The sequence below is a fragment of the Bacillus sp. G16 genome (assembly GCF_021282335.1).
Taxonomy (GTDB): Bacteria; Bacillota; Bacilli; order Bacillales; family Bacillaceae; genus Bacillus; species Bacillus inaquosorum.
On sequence record NZ_JAJSOZ010000001.1, the window covers coordinates 252,731 to 276,847 of the forward strand.

The 24,117-nt window shown below is 44.8% G+C and carries 26 protein-coding genes and 1 riboswitch; of the genes, 18 read left to right on the forward strand and 8 right to left on the reverse strand.

Going from position 1 to position 24,117, the window contains the following annotated elements; translation table 11 throughout:
• Positions 1-10 precede the first annotated feature (10 nt).
• The 3 genes from LWH95_RS01215 to LWH95_RS01225 form a co-directional block, all read right to left on the reverse strand.
• The gene (locus tag LWH95_RS01215; RefSeq protein WP_133486049.1) at positions 11-421 is read right to left on the reverse strand and encodes a regulatory YrvL family protein; all 411 of its coding nucleotides are present in this window, start codon (positions 419-421) and stop codon (positions 11-13) included.
• Positions 422-481: 60 nt separating this feature from the next.
• Entirely contained in the window at positions 482-1,639 is a 1,158-nt protein-coding gene (gene oxdC, locus LWH95_RS01220) for an oxalate decarboxylase (RefSeq protein ID WP_060399469.1), read from the reverse strand.
• A gap of 119 nt (positions 1,640-1,758) precedes the next feature.
• Positions 1,759-1,914: a YvrJ family protein gene (locus tag LWH95_RS01225; protein ID WP_003221632.1), complete on the reverse strand. Its 156-nt coding sequence runs from the start codon at positions 1,912-1,914 to the stop codon at positions 1,759-1,761.
• Positions 1,915-2,115: 201 nt separating this feature from the next.
• On the opposite strand from LWH95_RS01225, the gene sigO reads away from it, so the two are divergent.
• From sigO to LWH95_RS01250, 5 genes are all read left to right on the forward strand, one after another.
• Positions 2,116-2,652 carry an RNA polymerase sigma factor SigO gene (gene sigO, locus LWH95_RS01230; RefSeq protein WP_080030891.1) on the forward strand — a complete coding sequence of 179 codons (537 nt, stop codon included), beginning with the start codon at positions 2,116-2,118 and terminating at the stop codon, positions 2,650-2,652.
• Complete coding sequence (gene rsoA / locus LWH95_RS01235; RefSeq protein WP_019259445.1) at positions 2,649-2,885, forward strand: sigma-O factor regulator RsoA; 237 nt, start codon at positions 2,649-2,651, stop codon at positions 2,883-2,885. The genes sigO and rsoA overlap by 4 nt, the downstream gene beginning before the upstream one ends.
• 152 nt (positions 2,886-3,037) lie before the next feature.
• Positions 3,038-3,751 carry a two-component system response regulator YvrH gene (gene yvrH / locus LWH95_RS01240; protein ID WP_003243545.1) on the forward strand — a complete coding sequence of 238 codons (714 nt, stop codon included), beginning with the start codon at positions 3,038-3,040 and terminating at the stop codon, positions 3,749-3,751.
• Positions 3,748-5,490, forward strand: a complete 1,743-nt coding sequence (gene yvrG, locus LWH95_RS01245; protein WP_032732256.1) for a two-component system sensor histidine kinase YvrG — start codon at positions 3,748-3,750, stop codon at positions 5,488-5,490. Before yvrH ends, yvrG begins: the two co-directional genes overlap by 4 nt.
• Before the next feature lie 68 nt (positions 5,491-5,558).
• Positions 5,559-6,437 carry an SMP-30/gluconolactonase/LRE family protein gene (locus LWH95_RS01250; protein WP_133486055.1) on the forward strand — a complete coding sequence of 293 codons (879 nt, stop codon included), beginning with the start codon at positions 5,559-5,561 and terminating at the stop codon, positions 6,435-6,437.
• A 37-nt stretch (positions 6,438-6,474) separates the two neighbouring features.
• On the opposite strand, the gene LWH95_RS01255 is transcribed toward LWH95_RS01250, so the two are convergent.
• Positions 6,475-7,266 carry an SDR family NAD(P)-dependent oxidoreductase gene (locus LWH95_RS01255; RefSeq protein ID WP_232918797.1) on the reverse strand — a complete coding sequence of 264 codons (792 nt, stop codon included), beginning with the start codon at positions 7,264-7,266 and terminating at the stop codon, positions 6,475-6,477.
• 153 nt (positions 7,267-7,419) lie between these two features.
• Positions 7,420-7,559: riboswitch (cobalamin riboswitch) on the forward strand.
• Between the two features lie 105 nt (positions 7,560-7,664).
• On the opposite strand from LWH95_RS01255, the gene LWH95_RS01260 reads away from it, so the two are divergent.
• The 11 genes from LWH95_RS01260 to liaR all read left to right on the forward strand — a co-directional run bounded on the left by LWH95_RS01260 (position 7,665) and on the right by liaR (position 17,681).
• Entirely contained in the window at positions 7,665-8,609 is a 945-nt protein-coding gene (locus tag LWH95_RS01260) for an ABC transporter substrate-binding protein (protein WP_232918798.1), read from the forward strand.
• Positions 8,572-9,633: a FecCD family ABC transporter permease gene (locus LWH95_RS01265; protein ID WP_232918799.1), complete on the forward strand. Its 1,062-nt coding sequence runs from the start codon at positions 8,572-8,574 to the stop codon at positions 9,631-9,633. The genes LWH95_RS01260 and LWH95_RS01265 overlap by 38 nt, the downstream gene beginning before the upstream one ends.
• Positions 9,633-10,961 (forward strand): ABC transporter ATP-binding protein, encoded by a 1,329-nt coding sequence (locus LWH95_RS01270; protein ID WP_232918857.1) that lies wholly within the window; start codon positions 9,633-9,635, stop codon positions 10,959-10,961. The genes LWH95_RS01265 and LWH95_RS01270 overlap by 1 nt, the downstream gene beginning before the upstream one ends.
• A gap of 21 nt (positions 10,962-10,982) precedes the next feature.
• Positions 10,983-11,564, forward strand: coding sequence for a cob(I)yrinic acid a,c-diamide adenosyltransferase (locus LWH95_RS01275; protein WP_232918800.1), 582 nt, complete (start codon positions 10,983-10,985; stop codon positions 11,562-11,564).
• Between the two features lie 175 nt (positions 11,565-11,739).
• Entirely contained in the window at positions 11,740-13,008 is a 1,269-nt protein-coding gene (locus tag LWH95_RS01280; RefSeq protein ID WP_060399460.1) for an MFS transporter, read from the forward strand.
• 161 nt (positions 13,009-13,169) lie between these two features.
• Positions 13,170-13,550: a cell envelope stress-induced membrane anchor protein LiaI gene (liaI, locus tag LWH95_RS01285; RefSeq protein ID WP_232918801.1), complete on the forward strand. Its 381-nt coding sequence runs from the start codon at positions 13,170-13,172 to the stop codon at positions 13,548-13,550.
• 26 nt (positions 13,551-13,576) lie between these two features.
• Positions 13,577-14,257, forward strand: a complete 681-nt coding sequence (gene liaH / locus LWH95_RS01290) for a stress responsive protein LiaH (RefSeq protein ID WP_232918802.1) — start codon at positions 13,577-13,579, stop codon at positions 14,255-14,257.
• Between the two features lie 100 nt (positions 14,258-14,357).
• Positions 14,358-15,230, forward strand: a complete 873-nt coding sequence (gene liaG / locus LWH95_RS01295) for a LiaG family protein (RefSeq protein WP_232918803.1) — start codon at positions 14,358-14,360, stop codon at positions 15,228-15,230.
• Between the two features lie 33 nt (positions 15,231-15,263).
• On the forward strand, positions 15,264-15,989 hold the full coding sequence (gene liaF / locus LWH95_RS01300) for a LiaRS two-component regulatory system accessory protein LiaF (protein WP_003240762.1): 726 nt from the start codon (positions 15,264-15,266) through the stop codon (positions 15,987-15,989).
• On the forward strand, positions 15,986-17,068 hold the full coding sequence (gene liaS / locus LWH95_RS01305; protein ID WP_133486071.1) for a two-component system sensor histidine kinase LiaS: 1,083 nt from the start codon (positions 15,986-15,988) through the stop codon (positions 17,066-17,068). Before liaF ends, liaS begins: the two co-directional genes overlap by 4 nt.
• Positions 17,046-17,681, forward strand: a complete 636-nt coding sequence (liaR, locus tag LWH95_RS01310) for a two-component system response regulator LiaR (protein ID WP_003240766.1) — start codon at positions 17,046-17,048, stop codon at positions 17,679-17,681. Before liaS ends, liaR begins: the two co-directional genes overlap by 23 nt.
• Before the next feature lie 7 nt (positions 17,682-17,688).
• Here liaR and LWH95_RS01315 read toward each other — a convergent pair whose 3' ends face one another.
• Genes LWH95_RS01315 through gerAA form a run of 3 tightly spaced genes read right to left on the reverse strand, consistent with a single transcriptional unit; the run spans position 17,689 to position 21,321 of the window.
• Positions 17,689-18,810 (reverse strand): Ger(x)C family spore germination protein, encoded by a 1,122-nt coding sequence (locus tag LWH95_RS01315; RefSeq protein ID WP_133486073.1) that lies wholly within the window; start codon positions 18,808-18,810, stop codon positions 17,689-17,691.
• On the reverse strand, positions 18,807-19,904 hold the full coding sequence (locus tag LWH95_RS01320; protein ID WP_133486075.1) for a spore germination protein: 1,098 nt from the start codon (positions 19,902-19,904) through the stop codon (positions 18,807-18,809). The genes LWH95_RS01315 and LWH95_RS01320 overlap by 4 nt, the downstream gene beginning before the upstream one ends.
• Positions 19,873-21,321 (reverse strand): spore germination receptor protein GerAA, encoded by a 1,449-nt coding sequence (gerAA, locus tag LWH95_RS01325; protein ID WP_003240771.1) that lies wholly within the window; start codon positions 21,319-21,321, stop codon positions 19,873-19,875. Before gerAA ends, LWH95_RS01320 begins: the two co-directional genes overlap by 32 nt.
• Positions 21,322-21,438: 117 nt before the next feature.
• Between gerAA and LWH95_RS01330 the strand changes: the two genes are divergently transcribed.
• Both LWH95_RS01330 and fumC read left to right on the forward strand, forming a co-directional pair.
• Positions 21,439-21,624 carry a YvzF family protein gene (locus LWH95_RS01330; RefSeq protein ID WP_003221676.1) on the forward strand — a complete coding sequence of 62 codons (186 nt, stop codon included), beginning with the start codon at positions 21,439-21,441 and terminating at the stop codon, positions 21,622-21,624.
• Between the two features lie 66 nt (positions 21,625-21,690).
• Positions 21,691-23,079, forward strand: a complete 1,389-nt coding sequence (gene fumC, locus LWH95_RS01335) for a class II fumarate hydratase (RefSeq protein ID WP_003240775.1) — start codon at positions 21,691-21,693, stop codon at positions 23,077-23,079.
• 39 nt (positions 23,080-23,118) lie between these two features.
• Here fumC and LWH95_RS01340 read toward each other — a convergent pair whose 3' ends face one another.
• Complete coding sequence (locus tag LWH95_RS01340) at positions 23,119-23,994, reverse strand: TetR/AcrR family transcriptional regulator (protein ID WP_232918804.1); 876 nt, start codon at positions 23,992-23,994, stop codon at positions 23,119-23,121.
• Positions 23,995-24,117: the final 123 nt, after the last annotated feature.

Sequence of the window (24,117 nt, forward strand, 5' to 3'; positions counted from 1 at the left end):
CGTTCTTTTTTTAGCTGGGAAGAGCCGAGTTGCATTTGTCTAAAATCAGAAAAACAGATGCGACAATCATTTCTTCTGTGGTGGACAGCCAGATGTCGCTGATCAATTGGTCTGTTGTATGAGCAGTCATCCACAAAAACAGCAGCTGTACGATGCCGGTAAGGAGAATGAATAGGCGTTTTCCTGTCTTAAAAAATGTAAAACTATGTATCATCAGGCGTTCAAATGGTTCAAAGCATAACCCGAGAACAAGGAATAACACGGCAAAAAGCAGGACATGAGCTGCTGAGCGGTAGCTCGTTCCCGCTAAAGAAAACAAAGTAAAAATGATTCCAAAATAAGTAAACACCACTGCTGCTGCGGCCAGTATGTACTGTATGGAGAGCCGCAATAAACGTTTTGAAGAAGTTTGTTGTTTCACTGGTTCAGCTCCTTTTTAGTGCTTGCAGAGAACGAGTGCTCTCTGCAAGCTGCAAGTCTATTATTTACTGCATTTCTTTTTCACAACCGGATGTTTCTCCTTCGAAAGGACATCGGTAAAGTCTTTGCCTAAGTCAAGGTGTGCTTGAACAAATTTTTCAGGAAGCATGGCAAGCCATTGGTTTAAAGAGACATCGGCATAATGGTCGTCTTTGAAGATTTCTAAAAAGACAAGCGGTTCATCCCCGATGTTTTCAACGTAATGACCCATTGCAAATGGGACATATCCGACATCACCGGCCTGGTAGTTAAACGTTCTGGCATGGCCGTCAGATGCAAAAACGGTCATTCTTGCTTTGCCGGAGATGTAATATTGCCATTCGTGAGTATTCGGATGCCAATGCAGCTCTCTCATGGCGCCTGGTTCTACCGTCACGAGGGCAGATGCGATTGTTTTAGACACCGTAAAGTTTGTCGAATCCGCAATGTATACTTTTCCTCCCTCTGATTCAATCGGCTCCTGTTCAAGAAGGCGGTAAGTAAACGGGTAAGGCACTTCGCCGTTCGGCCCTTCCACAATGTCATCTTTTAAACTGCCTGGGATTTGGTTTTCAAATATATATTTTTCTTTGCCCGGCAGATTGGCGATTTCTTCTTTTGTCACGCCAAAGTTCGCAGCAATGACTTCTTTAGGGGTGTGCGCAAGCCAGTCTGTCAGCTGGAACGTGCTGTTTTCAGAGAATGATCCATCGTCAAACACGAGCAGGAACTCGGCTCCTTCATCCAGCGCTTGAATGGAGTGCGGCAGACCTGACGGGAAGTACCAAAGATCTCCTTCACCTACATCATCAATAAAGCTGCGCCCTTTTTCATCCACAATTGTGACTCTAGCACTTCCGTAAATCATATAAGCCCATTCTGCTTCTTTATGCCAATGCAGCTCGCGAATGGCACCTGGCTTCAGCCGCATATTTACAGATGCAAGGTTCTCTGAGATCGGCAGCTCCCGTACGGTGACTTCACGGGCATATCCACCTTTTTCTAATCGATTATGAGTATCAGAGAACGAAAATTTCATATTGCTGACGGTTCCATGATCGGTTTCCGGCGGAACGAGCATATCAGGATTTTGCCGGTCTCTTTCAATATTGCGCGGGATTTTCACCGTGGCTCCTTTGTCTCCTCTGATTGGCTGCGGAATGTCGTTTTGTTTTTTCATGTAACTGTCTCCTCCTTAAAAATAAATGTTAAGCAGAAAGAGAAGGTGAAAGGCCTTTCGTTTTCCCTTCTGTCTTGTTAAGTGAAAAAAAACAGTAAAAAGTCAACTTCGATTGAAAATTAATTTTTTGCTTTCTGGTCTTTCAGCTCTGTCATCAGTTCTATCAGCTGATCAAACTTTTTCTCAAATCGGGTCAGCAGGTACATTGCAATCAGCGCAGGAAACCCCAGATTGCCGATCTGTTTTACGACTTCCTCTATAAAAACCTGATCCATTGAAAATACCTCCCTTCTTTTTTTGCAGTCATGTATGTAAGTGAAGGAAATCCAAGAAAACGTAAACTGCAGCCGGAGCATTTGCACAAGCGCTAGTCAGAAAGTAGTAGTTTACTTTTTTTTGCTTTCCTTCATTTAATTTAGTAGGGAGGCGGTTTGATGGACTATCAAGGTCTTTTGCGGTCAAAATGTAAGGAGATAATGAAGCATCCCATCGTGAAGCATTTTTTGAGCAATCCTCAGCATTACCGTTTGTTCAAAAACATAATGGAAAGCCCGAACGAAAAAGATGCAAAATCATTGGACGAGCAATTCAGGCAATTTTATAAGGAGATCCGCATCGTCAAGTATATGAATTCAATGATTCGCATCTTTTCTATTGATTTTGATAAGCGGGTTCGCAAAAACCAAAAACGGTATCCGCTGACGGTTGATCACCCGGAAGCAGGAGAACGCCTTCCTTCCGAAACCGGAAGTGATGCGTTTGAAGCATTTTTAGACCGGCAGGATGATTTGAGCCAGCATGTCCAGGATTATCAGCTTTATCAAGCGATCCAGAAGCTGACTGACAAACAAAAAAGCGTGCTGACAAAAGTCTATCTTCACGGTGCCACGATGCAGGAGATTGCGGATTCATTAGGAGAGTCACGGCAAAACATCTCCAACATTCATAAAAAGGGGCTTGAGAATATCAGAAAGCAGCTAGCGGCGCAAAAAAAGGGGGAAAGTAAGCTGTGAACGGCCAGTTTGAACAAAAGAAACAAAAAGACGACATGTATGACATTGAACATCTGATTGCATGCTTTTCGCCGATGATCAGAAAAAAACTCAGCAATACGTCCTACCAAGAAAGAGAAGATTTGGAGCAGGAGCTGAAGATCAAAATGTTTGAAAAGGCTGATATGCTTTTGTGCCAGGACGTTCCGGGGTTTTGGGAGTTTATTTTGTATATGGTAGACGAGAACTCATAACTTTTATCATCTGAAAATACGAAAAAACGGGAACTTCCATGTTCCCGTTTTCTGTTTGTCATGCCCGGCAGACTTTCCCTATTCAAAAATGTACCAAAAATAAACGATATAATGATAAGATGAAAAAAACAGTGACAGAAAGGAACATAAAAGTGGAAAATGCGTCAATTTTAATCGTAGACGATGAGAAAGCGATTGTGGACATGATCAAACGCGTTCTCGAAAAAGAAGGTTATCGAAATATACTGGATGCGGCAAGCGCAGAAGAAGCAATTCCGGTTGTGAAGGCCAATAAGGTTGATTTGATCGTGCTGGATGTCATGATGGGCGGAATGTCCGGTTTTGAAGCCTGCACGCTGATCCGAGAGTATTCAGACGCTCCGATTTTTTTCCTGACGGCAAGATCATCCGACGCGGACAAATTGTCGGGCTTTGCAGTTGGGGCTGATGACTATATCACAAAACCATTTAATCCGCTGGAATTAGCAGCGCGGATCAGAGCGCACCTCAAGCGCACATATCAGTCGAAAGAAACGAGCTCAAATCAAACCTATACATATGATTATTTTACATTTTCTCCGCAAAATGCCGAGCTGATCGTAGGCGGGGAAGCTGTCGCTTGTTCAGCTCAGCTTTTGCAGTTATTGCAGTATTTTTGTGAACACCCCAATGTGGTGCTTTCCAAAGATCAAATTTATGAAAAAGTTTGGGGCTATCCTTCCTATGGCGACAACAACACCGTTATGGTTCATATCCGCAAGCTTCGGGAAAAAATTGAGCGCGATCCGAGCAATCCGGAGTATATCGTAACCGTTCGCGGTCTCGGCTATCGTTTTATCCCAAATCCTGAAGGCAAGCGGTCATGAGGTTAAGATGGAAGTTTCTGTTTCACTTTTTCGGGCAGATGCTGATTGTGATCCTGCTGCTTACGGTTATGCTTGTTGCTTCGTTTTTCTATTTAGACGCTCGGTTTAGCGATGCGGAATCCAATTCAGGGCTGACAAAGGCAACAACTGACACACTTGAAGCATATCTCGATGTAAACGAAGACGGGTCATGGGAAGTGGATAATTTTCTGAAGAAATCTGTCGATAAACAGCATGGCTGGATGCAAATCATTGATTCGAAAGGGAAAACCGCTTATTCGTACAGCGTGCCGAAAGACGTGCCCGGCACCTATACCAAGAAAGAGCTTTTGTCTATTTATAAAACCAAAAAGCTTCATAACTATAAGCTGAATTACTGGGCCATCAATATTGAAGATAAGTCGTATCTTCTATTGTCCGGCTGGAAATCAAAGAGCGAACAGCTGCTGACTTCCGTTGAAAAGCGCGAACAAAAGATAGATTCTCTAGCACATTATAAGTCCAGTACCATCGACTATATTAAGCGGGAAAAAGGTGCCATTTACCTATTAGACAGCAATGGAAACATTATCCACAGCATCAACAGCACAAAAAGTGAAAGAAAAACGATGAACCAGCTGGAGCTGCTCAAATACAGCTCTAAACCTTGGAACTATAAACGGGAAATTTCCGTTAAGATCCTCAATAAAGACAGATGGATGGTCGCTACGGTGCCGAACCCTGTCTATGTAACCGATCAGGAGTTTAACAAATCATTTCTGAAGGTTGTGCTAAAGGCGATGTTCCTGATTATGGGTGTTCTGTTCCTGTATATCATTTGGATGACTGTTTGGTATATGTTCCGATTCGGGCTGCCGATTTTTCACACGATTAAATGGCTGGTTAATCTATCTAAAGGGAAGCTCGAGGAACCGAAAAACCGGAAAGGCCGTCCTATCAGCAAAAACAAAAAGGGGAAAATCAAACAGCCGTACCGCTTTTTCGGTGAGATTTTTGAATCAATGGATCAGCTGACTGAAACGCTGAGGCGGGATAAAAGAAACAGAGAAAAAATCCAGGCGACAAGGGAAGAATGGATTGCCGGTTTGTCGCATGACTTAAAAACACCGCTTAGCAGCATTTACGGCTACAGCATGATGCTCGAGTCGAAGCAGTATGACTGGTCGCCGGAAGAAGTGAAAGAAATGGGACAGGTTGTCAGAGAAAAATCTGAATACATGTCCAAGCTGATTGAAGACTTAAATTTAACGTATCGGCTGAAAAATGATGCTCTTCCAATTGAGAGAAAGCTCACAAGCCTTATCCCGTTTTTTAAAAATGTCATTGAGGATTTTAAGAAAAATCCATTTTCTGAAGGGTATGATATCTCCTTTGTATCCAAAGAAGAGCATATTGAATTTGCGCTTGATGAAGCGTGGTTCAGGCGCATATTAGAAAACCTGCTGGGGAATGCCGTGAAGCACAACGACAAAGGAACGGAGATTCAGGTCATTCTGGAACAAGCAAAAAATCATATTTCTTTGAAGGTAAAGGATAATGGGAAGGGAATGGATGAAGAAACGATCACCAATTTGTTTAACCGTTACTACAGAGGGACGAACACAAAAGATCCTGCTGCCGGAACGGGCCTCGGGCTTGCGATTGCCAAGGAGCTTGTCCATCTGCATAACGGGACGATTCATGTGAACAGCAGAATAAACATTGGATCGGTCATCACCATCCTTTTCAAAAAACAATAAACATGTGGTTTGGACACCTTTTTGCCGGGAATAACAATATGTAGACTGAAGCTAAAGAGGTGTAGCACATGGATGCAGTATTGGAAGCAGACACTAGGGCAGTCATTGGTGAAGGCCCGTTATGGGATGAAGAAAACGGCCGCTTATATTGGGTTGATATCTTAGGGAGCGAGCTCCACATCTTCGACCCTGAAGAAAAAGTCAACCGGTCGATCAAATTTAAATCCTTTGTGACGGCGCTTGCGAAATACGCAAAGGATGAACTGATTATGACGATGAAGGACGGATTTTACCTGTATCATCTTCAGGATGACAGCCTGGAAAAAATCAAACAGCCGAAGGACATGCATGAGAGCCTGCGTTTTAATGACGCTAAATGTGACCCGTACGGACGGCTTTGGGCGGGGACGACGAGCATGGAAGGCGAACAAAAACAGGCCTCGCTGTACCGTTTGGACCTAGATGGCAGTCTTGCCAAAATCAAAGATCAAGTCTCTACCTCAAACGGTTTGGATTGGGATCGCGAGCGGAATTTGATGTATTACATCGACACGCCGACGCAGGAGATTGTGCGTTACAGCTATGATCCCGAAAGCGGAGATGTCTCAAATCCAGAACCCGTCTATCGTTTTGATCAATCAGACGGATTGCCGGACGGCATGACAATCGACCAAAATGGCATGCTGTGGGTGGCGCTGTTTGGCGGCAGCCGCGTTGTTCACATTGATCCGTTTCAGAAAAAAGAAATCGATTCAATCAGCGTGCCGGCCAAATATGTCACGTGCTGCGCGTTCGGCGGCAGGGACTTAAAAACCCTTTACATTACAACGGCAACGGAACAAATGACAGAAACAGAAAGATACGAGCAGCCTCATGCGGGAGGATTGTTTTCAGCAAAATTGGAAACAGGCGGATACCAGCCGGTTCCATTCGCTGGAGACGTATAAAAAAACGCATCCGAAATACGGATGCGTTTTTTACATATTACAGAGAACGGATAATGCCGCCTTCCACACGCTGTGCCGTGCCGTTGATGGCAGATGCGGCGTCAGACGCGAGGAATACGATCGTGTTAGCAACTTCTTCTGCTGTCGCGTATCGCTGAATAAGAGAAGTCGGCTCATTGACTTTAAAATAGTCCTTAATGAATGTATCTGTATCCTGGCCGGCAGCTTGTGCGGCGCCTTCCATGTAGGATGCCACGCCCTCTGTCCATGTAGGTCCCGGAAGCACTGAGTTTACTGTGACATTCGTACCTTTCGTCATTTCAGCCATCCCTCTTGAAAGGCTGATCAGCGCCGTTTTTGTCATGGAGTATGGAATCATCGTTGGAAGCGGTTTGATGCCTGCTTCACTTGCGATATTTAAAATGCGTCCGCTGTTTTTGGCAAGCATTTTTGGAAGGAAGTGACGGCTTGTCCGAACCGCGCTCATCACGTTCACTTCGAAATATTGATTCCACTCTTCATCTGTTACATCGGCAAAGTCTTTTACTTCGAAGAAACCAAGGTTGTTGACAAGGATATCGATATCACCGATTTCATTTACTTTTTCAATAAAAGCCGTTGCTTCATCTGTTTTTGACAAATCGGCAGCCGCACCGTGCACGGTTCCATATGCAGAAAGCTCTTCAACTGTGCGATCGACAGTCTCTTGTTTGCGTCCGTTGACAATGACAGCCGCACCCTCTTGCAGAAAGCTTTTTGCTGCAGCTTTCCCGATACCTGAAGTTGAGCCGGTGATTAAGACGAGTTTGTCTCTGAGCTGTAAATCCATAAGAATCATTCCTTTTTATTGATGATGGTATTAAGTATACAAGATCAAATTTAGTGTTTACGAGGATTTTGCTCCCATACATATACCGGGGAAAAGTCATTCAGGACGCATATACAAGCCTGTCAGTCATATAGTATAATTACTCCGAAAAAAGGATACGAATGTCAAATAGGTGCCGGTCCGTGAACAACAGCCGGCTTAATAGGGAAACCGGTAAAAGCCGGTGCGGTCCCGCCACTGTAATTGGCTATAGCGCCAAGAGCCAGGATACCTGCCTGTTTGATCAGCACGAAGTCTGCGAGGACAGATGATGTGTAAACAATAGGCTTTTTTGTGTTGTTTACAGCATCTTTACCATCGTAGAGATGCTTTTTTTAGTTCACTTAGGAGGAAAGGTTATGAAGAAACTAGCTGGAATATGGACTGCGCTTCTGCTGGCTGCTGTTGTGATGACAGGCTGCGGAAATGCTGCAAATCAGGAGGATTCCAAGGCAAAACAAAAGACAGAAGCGTTTCCTGTCACCATTGATGATGCGTCAAATCAAGATGTGACAATCAAAAAGGAGCCGAAAAAGATTGTTTCATTAATGCCTAGCAACACAGAAATTACATACGCTCTCGGCCTCGGTGACAAAGTGGTTGGCGTCACCACAAACGATACATATCCAAAGGAAGTCAAAAAGGTTGATAAGGTCGGAGATATGAATGTAAACGTTGAGAAAGTCATTTCTCTCAAGCCGGATCTCGTTCTTGCCCATGAGTCTTCCATGTCAGCGTCAGCGGATGCCATCAAACAGCTGAAGGACGCGGGCATTACCGTGCTGACTGTCAATGATGCACAATCATTTTCCGAGGTGTACAAATCAATCGAAATGATCGGAGAAGCTGCCGGGGCAGAGAAAAAAGCCGATCAGCTCGTGAAAAGCATGAAATCCGATTTGCAGGATATTCAAGAAAAAGCGAAAACCATTTCAAAAGACGAGGAGAAAAGCGTTTTTATCGAGGTTTCTCCTGATCCTGACATTTACACAACCGGAAAAGACACGTTTATGAATGAAATGCTGAATGTCATCCATGCTAAAAACGCAGCAGCGGACCAAACAGGCTGGGTGCAAATGACAGACGAGGCGATCGTAAAACTCAATCCTGATGCTATCGTTACAACGGACGGAGTGAAAGCGAAAGCAGTGGAAAAACGCGATGGCTGGAGCGAAATCGATGCTGTGAAACATCATCGCGTGTATGATGTGGATCCTGATCTTGTGACACGCTCCGGCCCCCGTCTGATCGAAGGGGTCGAAGAACTTGCGGAAAGCATTTACCCGGATACGTTTAAGGAATAATTGTTACGCCGCATATATCATCAGTTTTTCATTTTTAGCCGTGAGCATCATATTAGGAATTTCTTGCGGCAGCCTGCAAATTCCTATACCTGCTATCTTTCGTGTCTTTTGGCATGAAGGCTTTGGCGGCTCTATCGGCTCTGATGACCCGATGTACACCAATATTATGATGAATATCAGACTGCCGAGAGTTGTGCTGGCCGCCCTTGTGGGGGCGGCTCTTTCTATCGCAGGGGCTGCTTTTCAGGGACTGTTGAAAAATCCGCTTGCTGATCCCTACACACTTGGTGTTTCATCCGGTGCTTCAGTCGGAGCGGTTGTGACCCTATTCTTTAGCCTGCAGCTTCCTGTCATCGGAGGGTTTACACTCCCGGTTGTGAGTGTAGCCGCGGCACTTGCCACGATGGCGGCGGTCCTTTCCTTCAGCCGCCTCGTTCATGCTTCAATGTCTGTTTCTACCCTGATTTTGACCGGTGTCATCATTAACTCTTTTTTGGGCGCATTTATTTCTCTTATCATTGCCTTGACAGGCGACAACCTGCTGCCGATTGTGCATTGGCTGCTCGGCAGTGTCTCCATGAGGGGCTGGAGTTATGTTGTTCTGTTTCTCCCGTTTTTTCTTTTGGGAACCGTTTTACTGATCGTCAATGGAAGAGAGCTGAACGTAATGACATATGGAGAAGACAAAGCAAAGCTTCTCGGAGTCAGCGTTCAGCAGAGAAAAATGCTGATTTTGATAGCTGGCTCTCTTTTGACGGGAAGCGCTGTGGCTGTATCCGGCACGATCGGCTTTGTCGGTCTTGTGATTCCGCATATCACAAGGCTTTTGTGGGGAACGGACCATCGGCATTTACTGCCGCTGTCCGCCTTGCTCGGAGCAGGTTTTCTTGTTTTAGCTGATCTGCTTTCCAGAACGATCATTGAGCCGATTGAACTGCCGATTGGGATTATTACGTCCTTGGCGGGGGCACCTGTTTTTGCCCTTATTTTAATTCGGCAGCACCGCGGGGGGAGAAGCTTATGATGAAGGCAGAAGGGCTGTCGGGAGGATACGGAGACAGCCGGCTGATCAACAATGTCAGCTTAACAGTGGAGAAGGGTGAATTTCTCGGTATTCTCGGCCCTAATGGAAGCGGAAAAACCACGCTTTTACACTTGCTGACTGGTACGCTGCCGGCCAAGGAAGGCAGTGTTTATTTGGCTGGCAAACCGCTGGCAGACTATAAACCGAAGGAACTGGCGCAAATCATGGCCGTCCTGCCGCAAAAAACGGATCAAGCCTTTACCTTTACCGTCAAAGAAACTGTAGCCTTCGGCAGATATCCATTCCAAACAGGGCTGTTCAGACAGCAGACTGAAAAGGATGAAGCCATTGTACAGGAAGCAATGGAGCAAACCGGAGTGGCCGCTTTTGCAGGAAAATCGATCCGCGATCTAAGCGGAGGGGAACAGCAGCGGGTGTATTTGGCCCAAGCTTTGGCGCAGCAGCCGCGTATTTTATTTTTGGACGAGCCGACAAATTTTCTCGATTTGGCTTATCAAAAAGAACTGCTTGATCTCATCAAACGCCTGACAAGAGAAAACGGTTTGGCAGCTGTCAGCGTTTTTCATGATTTGAACACCGCGAGCCTGTACTGTGATGAGCTCTTGTTTATGAAAAATGGTACAGCCGGGCCTAAGCAAAAGCCGGAATATGCGGTCACAGAACATCACATAAAGGCCGTGTACGATACAGATGTCACCACCTTGGTCCATCACAGCTCCCCAAAACCGATGATTGCGATACAGCCTGAAAAAGACAGTGTGAAGCAGCAGCCTATCCCGTTTGAATCTTTGCTTCAAACGGGGCATGATGACATTCTTCTGCAAACGGAAATCCCACTTCGTACACTGTCCTCAGCGCCTGTCGGTGCAGGGTTTTCGTGGAGCAGAACGCTGATACATAAACGGCTGCCAGTTCAGTCAGATCCTATAGAAAGGCTTACGGCCTATCTGTCAGAAAACGGTTTTCATCTGCCGGAAACTTGTGCGATGGCTTCGCCGGGAAGGCTTGACCGTTTCATGTATCGAACGTATGAAGATGGAGAGCTATCCATTTTGATATGTGTCATGACCGGCTTTTCGATATGGATTTTGATCAACGGCTATGCGGCAGATCAATGCTTTGTCAGAGCTCTCATGACTGCCGAAGCAGAACGGATGAAAGTGCTGGGAGACGGACGGGCAGAGGGTGATATTCTCATCGCTGCGACACAAACTCAGCAATCTGAAAACACAGAAAAGCGGCTGAATCAATTGATACAGATAGGAACAGCTGAATGTGTAAAAGAGGCTGCAGAGCTGTTTGAATAAGTCTGTAAAGGAGACACATGTATGAAACTATATACAAAAACAGGCGATAAGGGACAAACGAGCTTAGTCGGAGGCAGAACGGACAAGGACAGCCTCCGCGTCGAAAGCTACGGCACGATTGACGAGCTGAACAGCTTTGTTGGGCTTGCTTTGTCAGAGCTTTCCGGGCAGCCCGGCTTTGAAGATTTGACAGCCGAGCTGCTGATCATCCAGCATGAGCTGTTTGACTGCGGAGGCGATCTGGCAATTGTCACAGATAGAAAAGACTACAAACTAAAGGAAGAATCCGTTTCCTTTTTAGAAACGCGCATTGATGCCTATACATCAGAAGCGCCAGAACTGAAGAAATTTATTCTTCCGGGCGGATCGAAGGGCGCTTCGCTTCTCCATGCGGCGCGCACCATTGCTAGGCGGGCGGAACGCCGAGTGGTGGCGCTGATGAAAACGGAGGAGATCCATGAAACAGTGCTTCGTTATTTGAATCGTCTGTCCGACTATTTCTTTGCTGCCGCACGGGTTGTAAACGTGAGAAGCGGCATTGACGATGTAGAATATGAAAGAAGTGCTATTGTGTTTCGGGACCGAAACAGCAGCGAATCATAAAAAGAGAAAATAAAAGCCGGCGTATTCCCTACATGCCGGCTTTTTTGTTTTTCATTCTGTCAATCTCCCATTTTACGACAAAAAATGAACCTTATGAATTATTGACTGAAAAATGGAAAAATGAGATATTGGAACAAATAGATGTAAAAAATAGGCAGTGGGGGGGCTCTGATAGATGGTGAATTTAATTGAAAGTGATAGCATCTGGAAGAGAAATTTCAATTATCTTTTTTTCTCAAGAATAGTCAAGATATCCGGCGATATGTTCGCATTTAATTCAATATTATGGTTTTTAATTTATGACGGCAAAGGTGCGATCGGCACTGCTTTATTGATTGCTGTTACCTTTCTGCCGGAAGCTGTACTGGCACCTGTGACGGGTCCTTTCATGAAACAGAACACGCTGAAATTTTGGATGTACTTTTCAGATCTGACAAGGGCTGCGATTGTCTTGATTATTCCTCTGTGTCATTTTGCGGGCTTTTCTCCGCTGTGGTTTGTCATGACGCTTATGATTGTGCATTCTGCTACGGGCGCCGCCTACAATCCCGCCTCCATAGCTTTGATTCCCCAAATCGTAAATGAAGAGGGCATTCAAAAAGCAAACGCTGTGCTACAATCCTCCGCTCAAATTGTCCGGCTCGGAGCTGTCACGTTATGCGGCGCTTTTCTTACATTTATCAGCCCTTCTTATACAATGCTTATCGCACTTGTTCTCTATTTGGTTTCTGGTTTTCTCGTCCTTTTTATTAAGTACACTGCGGTTGAATCTCAATCAGAGTCTGCTGCCGTTACGCAGAGAGGCACATATATCGGAAGACTGAAACGCGGTTTTACGCTCGTCAGAAGACATCAGATTTTATATCCGCTCGCCATTTATTGTATTTTTATGAATTTCGCGGCTGCCCCTTGGGAAGCGCTCTCAGCCGTTTACGTTGCAGAAGATTTAAACGGCCAGCCGATCGTTTACTCGCTTTTAAAGGCCACCACCGCCGCAGGCGCATTTTTATTGGGATTTGTGCTGGCGAAAGTCAAAGTAAACAGATACGGCCTATTATTTGTAACTGCCGGCATTATTGAAGGATTGGCTTTCTTTATTACCGGTATGAATACCTTTTTGCCGCTCGTCTTTCTCGCTGCGTTTACCTTTGGCGCCGCAGTCAGTGCTGTTAATGTTCCAGAGTACACGATTATCCAGACATCTGTGGATAGTGAGGATCAGCCGCAGGTCTACGCCGTTATACATATGATCTCAAATATTTCCATACCTGCCGGAGCTGTCATTTGCGGGTATGCCGCAAACGCCTTTGGTTCAGGACCTGTGATCGCTGTTGGAGGGGTTGTCGAAATTATTGCGGGTATCGGCATTTTGCTGTTCACAAAGCTGGCTAAAGCAGAACGGTCCGACCTGATCAAAGAAAGGGAAGCAAGTGTTCATCTGTAAAGGGTTTTGAAACGCCATGCCGCGTGCATGGCGTTTTTTTGTGCTTATGGGTCCGGCACAAGATACGACTCCGGTCTTATATAAAAATCAATCTCTGATTCGTTTTGCGCAGATGCTAATTTGTTTAAGATGAAGACAAGGAAAACGAAAGGAGGATCTGCATGAAGATAAACACGAAAACAATAGGCGGATTCTTATTAATTGTATTTGGGATCTCCGTCTTTTTTGGAGGAGGAAGCTTCGGCTTTATAATCCCGCTCGCCATCGGGGGCTTGATGACATACGCAGGAATCAAAAGGTTTGCTGCAGGAAAAACCATCACAGGAATCATCTTGGGCGGTATCGGAGCGATCATGCTCATTTGTTCACTACCGTTTGTCGTCGGAATTGCGCTGGCGGCCGCTATGGTGTATTACGGCTGGAAGCTGATGAAAAACGGATCGGCTGATAACGGTGTGTCATCTTTTGATCCTGAACCGGCTTCAGCTGGCTACCAATCTCACTTTGATGACGAATGGGAAGAATTTTTGAAGAAAAAATAATATCAGCATATTAGGAGGAATCAGGTATGGTATTAAAAAGAATCAGAGATATGTTTGTTGCGTCAGTTCATGAAGGTCTTGATAAAATAGAAAACCCAAAGGTGATGCTGAATCAATATGTACGTGATATGGAAAGTGACATTGCCAAAGCAAAACAAACGATTATAAAACAGCACACGATTGCCTATCAATTCAAGAAAAAATTTGAAGAAGCAGCTGAAGTGGCTGGAAAACGCAAAAATCAGGCACAGCTCGCATTTGACTCAGGCGAAGAAGAACTGGCGAAAAAGGCGCTAACTGAAATGAAGTACTTAGAAGGGAAGGCGGCTGAGCATAAAGCGTCCTATGAACAAGCGAACAGCCAGCTGGCTGAGCTAAAAGAACAGCTGGCTGCACTTGAAACAAAGCTTCAGGACGTAAAGGATAAAAAACAGGCGCTGATTGCCCGCGCAAATGCCGCGAAAGCAAAAGAGCATATGAATATGACATTTGACAAAATTGACAGCGAAAGCGCGTATCGTGAATTTTTGCGTATTGAAAACCGTATTGAGGAAATGGAAATCCGCGCGAATTATTCAAAGTCAGCTGAAGCCGGCACAGAACTCACACGCAAAGAATACGCAGATGATGTGGAAGCGGAGATTGAAAAAATGCGATCGCTCTCACTGCAAAAATCAGACCAGACGTCAAAAGCAGCAAATGAATAAGCGGAACGGGGAAGGATTTGCGGTCAAGTCCTTCCCTTCCGCACGTATCAATTCATAGGCTTTTCCTTTATAATAGAATGAATGAGAAGGATGAAATCGAATGAAAAAAATGCTGGGCAAACTGCTGATCATTGCCGGTATTCTAATGTTTTTCGCCGTCGTGGTAAAAGACGTGTATGCTGCAGGCTTGGGTTTCGTAAGCGGCACAGAAGCTGATTCAGCCAGCGCATCGCCGCGGGACATCGGCAGCGTGGTCATTGATTCGGATAACAAGAATGTCCGGATCATAGCGGAAGAACGAAATGACATATCGGCAGGCATATCAGGAGACTCCGGGAAGTTATTTGTTACTGAAAACAGAAGAAAACTGGAGCTGACCGCAAAGGAAAAAGAATTTCAATTTTTGAATGGGTTTAACCGTTCTTCCCTTGTCGTCCGGCTTCCGTATGATTATAAAGGTGATCTGACGGTGCGAACCTCAAGCGGTGACGTGTCTGTGGCCGGGAATCATCGTCTTGCGCTTTCGGGGCTGAACGCAGTATCTGCGAGCGGAAATATGAGAGTGACGGACGTCCGCCTTCAAGACCTGAAAGTGAAGGGATCATCCGGAGATGTCACCATTTCAAATGCCGTCTCCAAAACAGCTGGCATTGAGTTAGCTTCAGGAGACGCAAAGCTGGCTGATGTATCAGGATCTCTTGATGTGAAGATGACTTCAGGAAACCTTGATGCTGCACTGAAAAAGGTAACGGGCCCTGTATCTGTCACGCTGACAAGCGGCGATGCTGATTTGAGCCTTCCCAAAAACGGCAGCTTTACAGTCAATGCAAAATCAGCGAGCGGGAGCATCAGTTCGCCGTATTCATTTGCTGATACAGCACATAAAGATCATCATCAAATCACAGGCTCGCAAGGAAGCGGCCGGAATCCAATCGATATCAAAACGGACAGCGGGGATCTAGCGATACGGTAGCACTAGGCAGAAGAAAGGAGGCGGACACCAGGAATGACAAAAAAACAGCTTCTTGGATTTATTATTGCTTTATTCGGCATCAGTATGTTTTTGCAAATTATCGGAATAGGCGATCTGCTGTTTTGGCCGCTCTTTTTTCTGATTGCCGGCTATTTCTTAAAAAAATATTCCCGTGATTGGCTCGGTTCCGTCATGTACATCTTTGCCGCATTTCTATTTTTGAAAAACCTATTCAGCATCACCTTTAATTTATTCGGCTATGCGTTTGCCGCATTTCTGATTTACGCCGGCTACAGGCTTGTCAAAGGAAAGCCGATATTTGAACCAAATGAAAAACGGGTCGATCTCAATAAAAAAGAACAGCATGAGCCGCCAAAAGATGTGAAACATCCCGATATGCGCAGCTTTTTTATCGGAGAGCTGCAAATGATGAAGCAGCCGTTTGACCTGAATGATTTAAATATCTCTGGTTTTATCGGTGATATCAAAATCGACTTGTCTAAAGCGATGATTCCCGAGGGAGAAAGTACAATCGTCATTAGCGGAGTCATTGGAAACGTTGATATTTATGTACCATCAGACCTTGAAGTGGCCGTCAGCTCAGCTGTTTTTATCGGTGATATCAATCTGATCGGCTCGAAGAAAAGCGGATTAAGCACGAAGGTATATGCTGCGTCATCCGATTTCAGTGAGTCAAAGCGCCGGGTCAAAGTGTCCGTTTCCTTATTTATCGGTGATGTGGATGTGAAGTACGTATGAGAAAAAAAATGCTTGCGAGCCTCCAGTGGCGCGCCATCCGCATGACAACGGGAATCAGCCTGCTCCTTTTTGCCTGCTTGATTTCCTTTATGATGTTTTACTATCGGCTCGATCCGCTTGTTTTGCTGTCGTCAAGCTGGTTTGGAATTCCATTTATCCTGATATTGCTGCTGATCAGCGTGACGGTCGGTTTTGCCTCAGGGTATATGTACGGCAACCGGCTGAAGACAAGGGTTGATACATTAGTCGAATCGATTTTAACCTTTGAAAACGGCAATTTCGCTTATCGAATACCGCCGCTTGGAGATGATGAAATCGGACTGGCCGCCGATCAGCTGAATGAAATGGCGAAGCGCGTGGAGCTTCAAGTCGCTTCCTTGCAGAAACTTTCCAACGAACGTGCGGAATGGCAGGCGCAAATGAAGAAGTCGGTCATCACAGAAGAACGCCAGCGATTGGCAAGAGATCTTCATGATGCAGTCAGCCAGCAGCTCTTTGCAATATCGATGATGACATCAGCTGTGTTGGAACACGTCAAGGAAGCTGATGATAAAACGGTCAAGCGGATCAAGCTGGTCGAGCATATGGCAGGTGAAGCCCAAAATGAAATGAGGGCGCTGCTGCTCCATTTAAGGCCTGTTACCCTTGAAGGAAAAGGACTGAAAGAGGGGCTTACAGAGCTTTTGGACGAGTTCCGGAAGAAACAGCCGCTTGATATTGAGTGGGATATTCAGGACACGCCCATATCCAAGGGTATGGAAGATCATTTGTTCAGAATCGTTCAGGAGGCCCTTTCAAACGTATTCAGACATTCAAAAGCCTCAAAAGTATCCGTGATTCTGGGTGTAAAGAACAATCAGCTCCGGCTGAAGGTGATTGATAACGGACAAGGCTTTAAAATGGATCAGGTGAAAGCATCTTCATACGGCTTGAACTCTATGAAAGAACGTGCAAGCGAAATCGGCGGGGTCGCCGAAGTGATTTCAGTAGAAGGGAAAGGCACACAAATCGAAGTGAAGGTTCCGATTTTCCCGGAAGAAAAAGGAGAGAACGAACGTGATTCGAGTATTATTGATTGATGATCATGAAATGGTCAGAATGGGGCTCGCGGCTTTTTTGGAGGCGCAGCCCGATATTGAAGTCATCGGCGAAGCGTCTGACGGCAGCGAAGGCGTGCGGCTTGCTGCTGAACTGTCGCCTGATGTCATTTTAATGGATCTTGTTATGGAGGGCATGGATGGCATTGAAGCCACAAAACAAATTTGCCGGGAGCTTCCAGATCCTAAAATTATTGTGCTCACAAGCTTCATTGATGATGACAAAGTATACCCGGTCATTGAAGCGGGCGCGCTCAGCTATCTATTGAAAACCTCAAAAGCTGCAGAAATCGCCGATGCCATCCGCGCCGCAAGCAAGGGAGAGCCAAAGCTGGAATCAAAAGTGGCGGGAAAAGTATTATCCCGGCTGCGCCACTCAGGTGAACACGCGCTCCCGCATGAATCACTTACGAAACGGGAGCTCGAAATTCTCTGCCTGATCGCAGAAGGAAAAACAAACAAAGAAATAGGCGAGGAACTGTTTATCACCATTAAAACAGTCAAAACCCATATCACCAATATTTTATCAAAACTGGATGTCAGTGACCGGACGCAGGCGGCGGTGTATGCACACCGAAATCACCTCGTAAAATAGGCGTCTGCTATTTGTTTGCGCCTTTCGTCCCGAAGTCTCTGACAACCACATTGACCCGGTAGTCTATTTCCGCATTGCTGAAATAATCATCATCCCATTTTCTTGCAATCTTTTTCCACTTTTGAGGATAATGAATTCTGACCTCGTTTCCCAGCCCGGTGACATCTGCTTTGATATCTTTCTGCAGTGTGCCTGTAATAAATGCTGTTACTGTTTTTTGTAATCGTTTTTCGACTGTCTTTTCAATATCTTTGATATATGAATCCTTAAATGAATCTTCATTCGGATTCCAGTCCTCTGATAAACGACCTTCAATATTGCGTGTGACGGTGAATTTGAACTTCCCGTCTTTGTAGTCTGTCTTGATCTTGCGATTGCTGGAGTACACTTCATAAGAAAAAAGATTGCCATTATGCCTCATATCAATGACGCCTCCTTCGACAGTGCCTGTAAATAAGTTGATATTTTGAACCTCAACCGGTGTTAAATTGCGGTTCCATAATTTATTTTTGATGATGGCAGCCCCGTTTATCGCGAGTTTGCCGTTTTCCTTACCGACATGAGGGATGAGGAACGAATCGTCAGAGGTCAAGTGTTCTGAGATCTCCCCCAATGTAACAGGCTCCATCATTCTGATCGTTACCGCATTATTCTCTGTCAGATCGTAAATCACATTAGATGCGGGTTCGCCTTGATCATTCATTTTAAATATATCCTTAGTCCGTCCATCGGTGACAAAGACGTACGAACTCCTCCTTGTCCCGTTGTCTCTGACAAACTGGTTAATGATTGCGTCCATTCCAATCTGATCCGCAATCACGCTCTTGGAAAACAGAATGAGACGCAGATGCTGAGAAAACGTAGGGTTATGCTTTAATGCAGATGTTCTCATCATTTGATGGACAGTTTCACCCTTTGTGATTGCAAGCTGTGTCGGATCAGATGAAGAGCCTTCCTTGGCGCTGATTTTTTTCGGCACGAGAATCTGCTGTGTCAGTTCTAAATTTTTATCATCCGGCTTGTCTAAGCCAACACCGATGATCAGGCTTAATTCCTCAATATTCCGGCTGTCCCAGCATCCGGACAGCAATAGGGTGCATATGAACATACTTAAAATCCGGAATTTCATTTTGCTGAAATCCTCCTTTTGAGAGCTACAATGAAAAAGAGAATGAAGGGAAGCAGAAACAGGCAGATGAAAATGTATCCGAGATAATTGCTGTACATCATGACCTGATTGGAGTCATCCGGCCATAGGGAAAAATAATAGACAGCCGCGCCGATGAGAACCATGCTTTTTTTAGTCGATAATCCAAACGTCTTCTTCAGCCCGTTAGCGGCGAAATATCCATAGATGACGAACGTTGTGAAAAATTGGATGATCCAGACGATCAGTAAAAACGATTCAAATCGTTCAATGAATATGCCTTTGAGTTCAAAGGACTGAAAGAGAGAAATGGTAGGCCAGATCAGTGTTTTTACCTCGGGAGCCGTTAAAGCCCCGACAACGATGATATACGTAAGGATATATAATACAATCGGAATCAAAAATCCTATAGATGCATATCGGAATGTGTATTTCTTTTTCTTCATATGTTCAGGAAGAAACAGCATCACTTCCATTCCTAAAAAAGAGATGGAAACAACAGTTAGCGAGTTCGCAATGGGGCCAAGGCCTTCACCTAATACAGGTCGCAAATTATTGATGTCAAAAATTTTAAAACTGATCCCAAACACAATCAGTAAAATAATAATCGTTACCATTAAATAAAAGGGAAACAGCCGCGAAACATCACTGAGCCCCCCAACGATTAAATAGATGCCACAGCAGATAAACGTTAAAATAATAATCTGAATCGGTGTTCTCTCAAGCAGGAAAAACTTCACCATTTCAGCCATCGCCCTGGTTTCAAAACTGGCCACTCCGATAAAATAGCAGGAGATCAAAAGCCCTATGATGCTGCCAATCCATTTCCCAAGGCCTTCCCGCAAATACTCAAACAGTGAGGGATATTGATGTTTTTTCTGAATGAGCGTGTTTAAATAAATGAAAAAAATGAAAATGACACCTTCTAATATCAGCACAATCCAGCCGTCAGGAGTATTACCCTTGGTGGTCAGCGCTCGGGGCAATGTTAAAAGACCGGCCCCGAGCATTGTATTTGCAACAACAGAAATACCTTGAAAGGTATTAAGTTTCAGTGGAGTCTGTTTTTGGCTCATTTGGATTATTCGCCTCTTTTGGTTTGTTTTTAATTGGTAGACGGATAATGGAATCATCTGTATTTTTCAGGCTGAAGAATCCATTAGGCGAAAAATACGGAGATCCAAAGCTCGTTTGTCTCGTTAGGTGCGTATAAACGACCAGCATAAATAAAATAATCCCGTACAGCCCGAGTATTGCGGCTGAAAACATCGAAATAAAACGCAGCACGCGGAAAGACAGACCCATTCCGTATTGGGGAACGGTAAAGGATGCTAGGGCAATGACACTGACAACGATAACCATAATCGAACTGACAAGGTTGGCTTCTACAGCTGCCTGTCCGATGACAACGCCCCCGACGAGACCAATCGTCTGGCCGAGCGGATTGGGGAGGCGCAGCCCGGCTTCTCTTAGCAGCTCGATTGTCACTTCCATCAGCAAGGCTTCAAATATCGGCGGAAACGGCACGTTTTCCCTGTTTGCCGAAATCGTAACGGCGAGCGCGGTCGGCAGCAGCCCTTGATGGAATGACACAAGTGCAATATAAATCGATGACAAAAACAAGGTGATAAAGATAGAAGCGAAACGCAGCGACCGGATAAGAGATGCTGAAATCCAGCGTTCATAGTAGTCATCCGGGGACTGCATCAGTATGCCGAGAGAAACCGGGACCAGCAGCACAAATGGTGAACTGTCGACCAAAATGGCCACACGGCCGTTAAACAGGGCCGACGATACCTTGTCAGGCCTTTCCGTATTTTGAATCTGCGGAAACGGCGAGTATTTATTATCTTCAATGAGCTCCTCAAGCGTTCCGCTGTCCTGGATATCCTCCAGCTGGACATTTTTAAGCCGCGCCTTCACTTCTTTTATGACGGAATTTTTTGCTTTCCCTTCAATATACATAATGGCCGCCGGCTTCAGCTTGTTTTGGCCGATCATGATTTTTTTTGTGATTAATTTCGGATGAGAGGTTCTTTGTCTGATCAGAGCGAGATTTGTATTGAGATCTTCTACAAACGCGACTTTTGGGCCGCGAACCACTTTTTCAGTTGTCGGCTCTGCCAGGCTTCTTGTTTTTTTCTTTCCTGTAGACAGAATATAGACTTTGTCCAATCCGTTGATAAACACAGCACAATTGCCGCTGAGAATGGACTCGATCGTTTTTTTTACGGTTTCAACGGGTCTTGCGTCAAGCTGGTCAAGGCGTTTTTTGACTTGGTCAAGCGTCAGGGTCTCCTCATCTTTGATTAAGGTTTTAATCGAATCTGAAACCTTCTTCTGATCATTCAGCTCACTAAAATAGAGATAGTAAAAAACAAGCCCGTTGGCGAGCATTTTTTTGTTTTTTACGAGATCATCGTTTTCTTTTAATTTTGGAAGCACCAATGCTAAATTATCGTGTATATATTCCTTAAATTCTGTTTGTTCCAACGAGGTCACCTCTTATTCAAAACCTTAGTAGAGGTTATCTTTTCCTGTTAAAAAAATGATATACTGTGTTACAGTATTTCATGGCAGCAGTTTTTTTATGAAAGCGGAGGAAATGAAGTGGCACAGGTAAGGCTTGCAGGAAAACAAGAAGAAATCGAACAGCTCATCAGATCATTTGAAAAGCATTATGATGTCTCTTATACATCAAAGGAGTACGGCAGGACGAATCCGAAGTACAAATATTCTAAGGATTCCCGCGTATATCTTGAATTAAAATTAAAATCTGCCAAGATCGAAAAATAAAAAGGATTTTTTATATCACTGGCGAATTATGATCTATTGAAGCAACCGTTATGGAGGGATACATAAATGGAATACAGAATTGAACGAGACACCATGGGAGAAGTAAAAGTTCCTGCTGATAAATTTTGGGGCGCCCAAACACAGCGAAGCAAGGAGAACTTTAAGATCGGTTCTGAAAAAATGCCGATGCGAGTTGTGAAGGCGTTTGCAATATTAAAACGAAGCACAGCGCTCGCTAATAAACGCCTCGGCAATCTGGATGCGGAAAAAGCGGAAGCGATTGCAGCGGTTTGTGATGATGTGCTCAAAGGCAAATACGATGACAACTTCCCGCTTGTCGTATGGCAGACCGGAAGCGGCACACAGAGTAACATGAACATGAACGAAGTGGTGGCCAACCGCGCGACTGCTTTATTAAAAGAAAAGAACTCTGATCAAACGATTCATCCAAATGATGACGTGAACCGCAGCCAAAGCTCAAACGACACATTCCCGACTGCGATGCACGTTGCTGCCGTTTTGGCTGTTTACGAGCAGCTTGTGCCGGCGCTTGACCAGCTTCGCAGCACATTGGATGAAAAAGCGAAAGCATACAATGATATTGTCAAAATCGGACGCACCCACCTTCAGGATGCTACGCCTCTGACGCTTGGACAGGAAATCAGCGGATGGGTGTACATGCTGGATCGTTCGAAGGAAATGATTCTAGAAGCGACAGACAAAATGCGCGCGCTTGCAATCGGCGGAACGGCTGTCGGTACGGGAATCAACGCTCACCCAGAGTTTGGAGAGCTTGTCTCAGAAGAGATCACAAAACTGACCGGCCAAACGTTCAGCAGCTCGCCGAATAAATTCCACGCGCTGACAAGCCATGACGAAATTACTTATGCGCATGGCGCATTAAAAGCGCTTGCGGCTGACTTAATGAAAATCGCCAACGATGTCAGATGGCTTGCAAGCGGACCTCGCTGCGGCATCGGGGAGATTGTCATCCCAGAAAATGAGCCGGGCAGCTCCATTATGCCTGGTAAAGTCAATCCGACACAAAGTGAAGCATTGACAATGATCGCAGCGCAAATCATGGGGAACGATGCGACAATCGGCTTTGCAGCGAGTCAGGGTAACTTTGAACTGAACGTGTTTAAGCCTGTGATTATTTACAACTTCCTGCAGTCTGTGCAGCTGCTGAGTGACGGCATGAATTCATTCCATGATAAATGTGCTGTAGGTATTGAGCCAGATAAAGAAACCATCCAGGAAAACCTGTCAAATTCATTAATGCTTGTTACGGCGCTGAATCCGCATATCGGATATGAAAACGCGGCGAAAATCGCCAAGCTTGCCCATAAAGAGGGATTGACGCTGAAAGAAGCGGCATTGAAGCTTGAATTGCTGACAGAGGAGCAATTTAACGAAATGGTTAAACCGGAAGATATGGTAAAACCAAAGGCGTAATAGAAAGAAAAAACGGCTGCTTTTAAAGCAGCCGTTCTTCTAAATATGTTGCTGTTTTAATAGATATTTAAGCTGCTCTGCATCTTTGGCGAGAGCTTCAGACTCCGTCAGGTTATGGATCATTCCTTTTATGATCGCCAGCTTCGGTGTTTTTTTCTTCATTTCTGCTTCAAGTATGTCCAAGCTCTCCGATAATTCAAGAGAGGAGTTTGTGTTTAAGCTGTTAATTTTGTCACGAAGGCTTTTCACAATCGATTCAGTCAGCGGGTCAGGCCGTCCGTGCGTAAGAGGCCCAAATAAAGAGCTTGCCTCTTCCAATGTGATGAAAGGCTTATCGTTTCGTTCAGACATGCCTTTTACCATATCATCAATTCTATTAATAATGATATCAGCTAATTGATCCGGCTTCACAGTGTACCCGAGCAAAATCATGCATTCCAGGTAAATCTGGCTGATGCCCTCTATTAAGAAACAAAGCTCTGCAGTATACGGTTCCGCCTTTTTTCCGTAAATGTTCAGCAGGCTGTCGATATGAAATTGAAGTGAGGACTGGCGGATTTTTTTTGCGCATTGCTCCACTTCCTCTGTGTAAGGCAGAGAGCCTTCCTTCATCTGCATGCTGATAAAATCCTTGTGTTCAAGGATGTTTTCATAGAGCACGGTCAGCTGTTTGCGGTAAGCCGTTCTGGGGCTGTCGCCCTTCGTTTTAAGATTTAAAATTCGGGTAAACGTTTTATCATAATAGTAGTTCAGCATAGAGAGAAGAAGCGCTTCTTTCGAAGGAAAATAAATATAAAAAGCGCCTTTAGATATTTTGCATTCTTTTGCGATTTCCTGTACTGATGTTGAGTTGTATCCTTTTTGGGCAAACAGTTTTAAGGCTGTTTCAATAATCAGCTTTTCTTTTTCCTTCAATGGTTCCACCCTTTCGGAGCCCGGAGGCCTGCAGGATATGACCATATAGTCACACCTTCTGTTATAAAATTAACCTTATTGTAACTTGTTTTTTTATCATGTATTATTTATATTATAAATTGA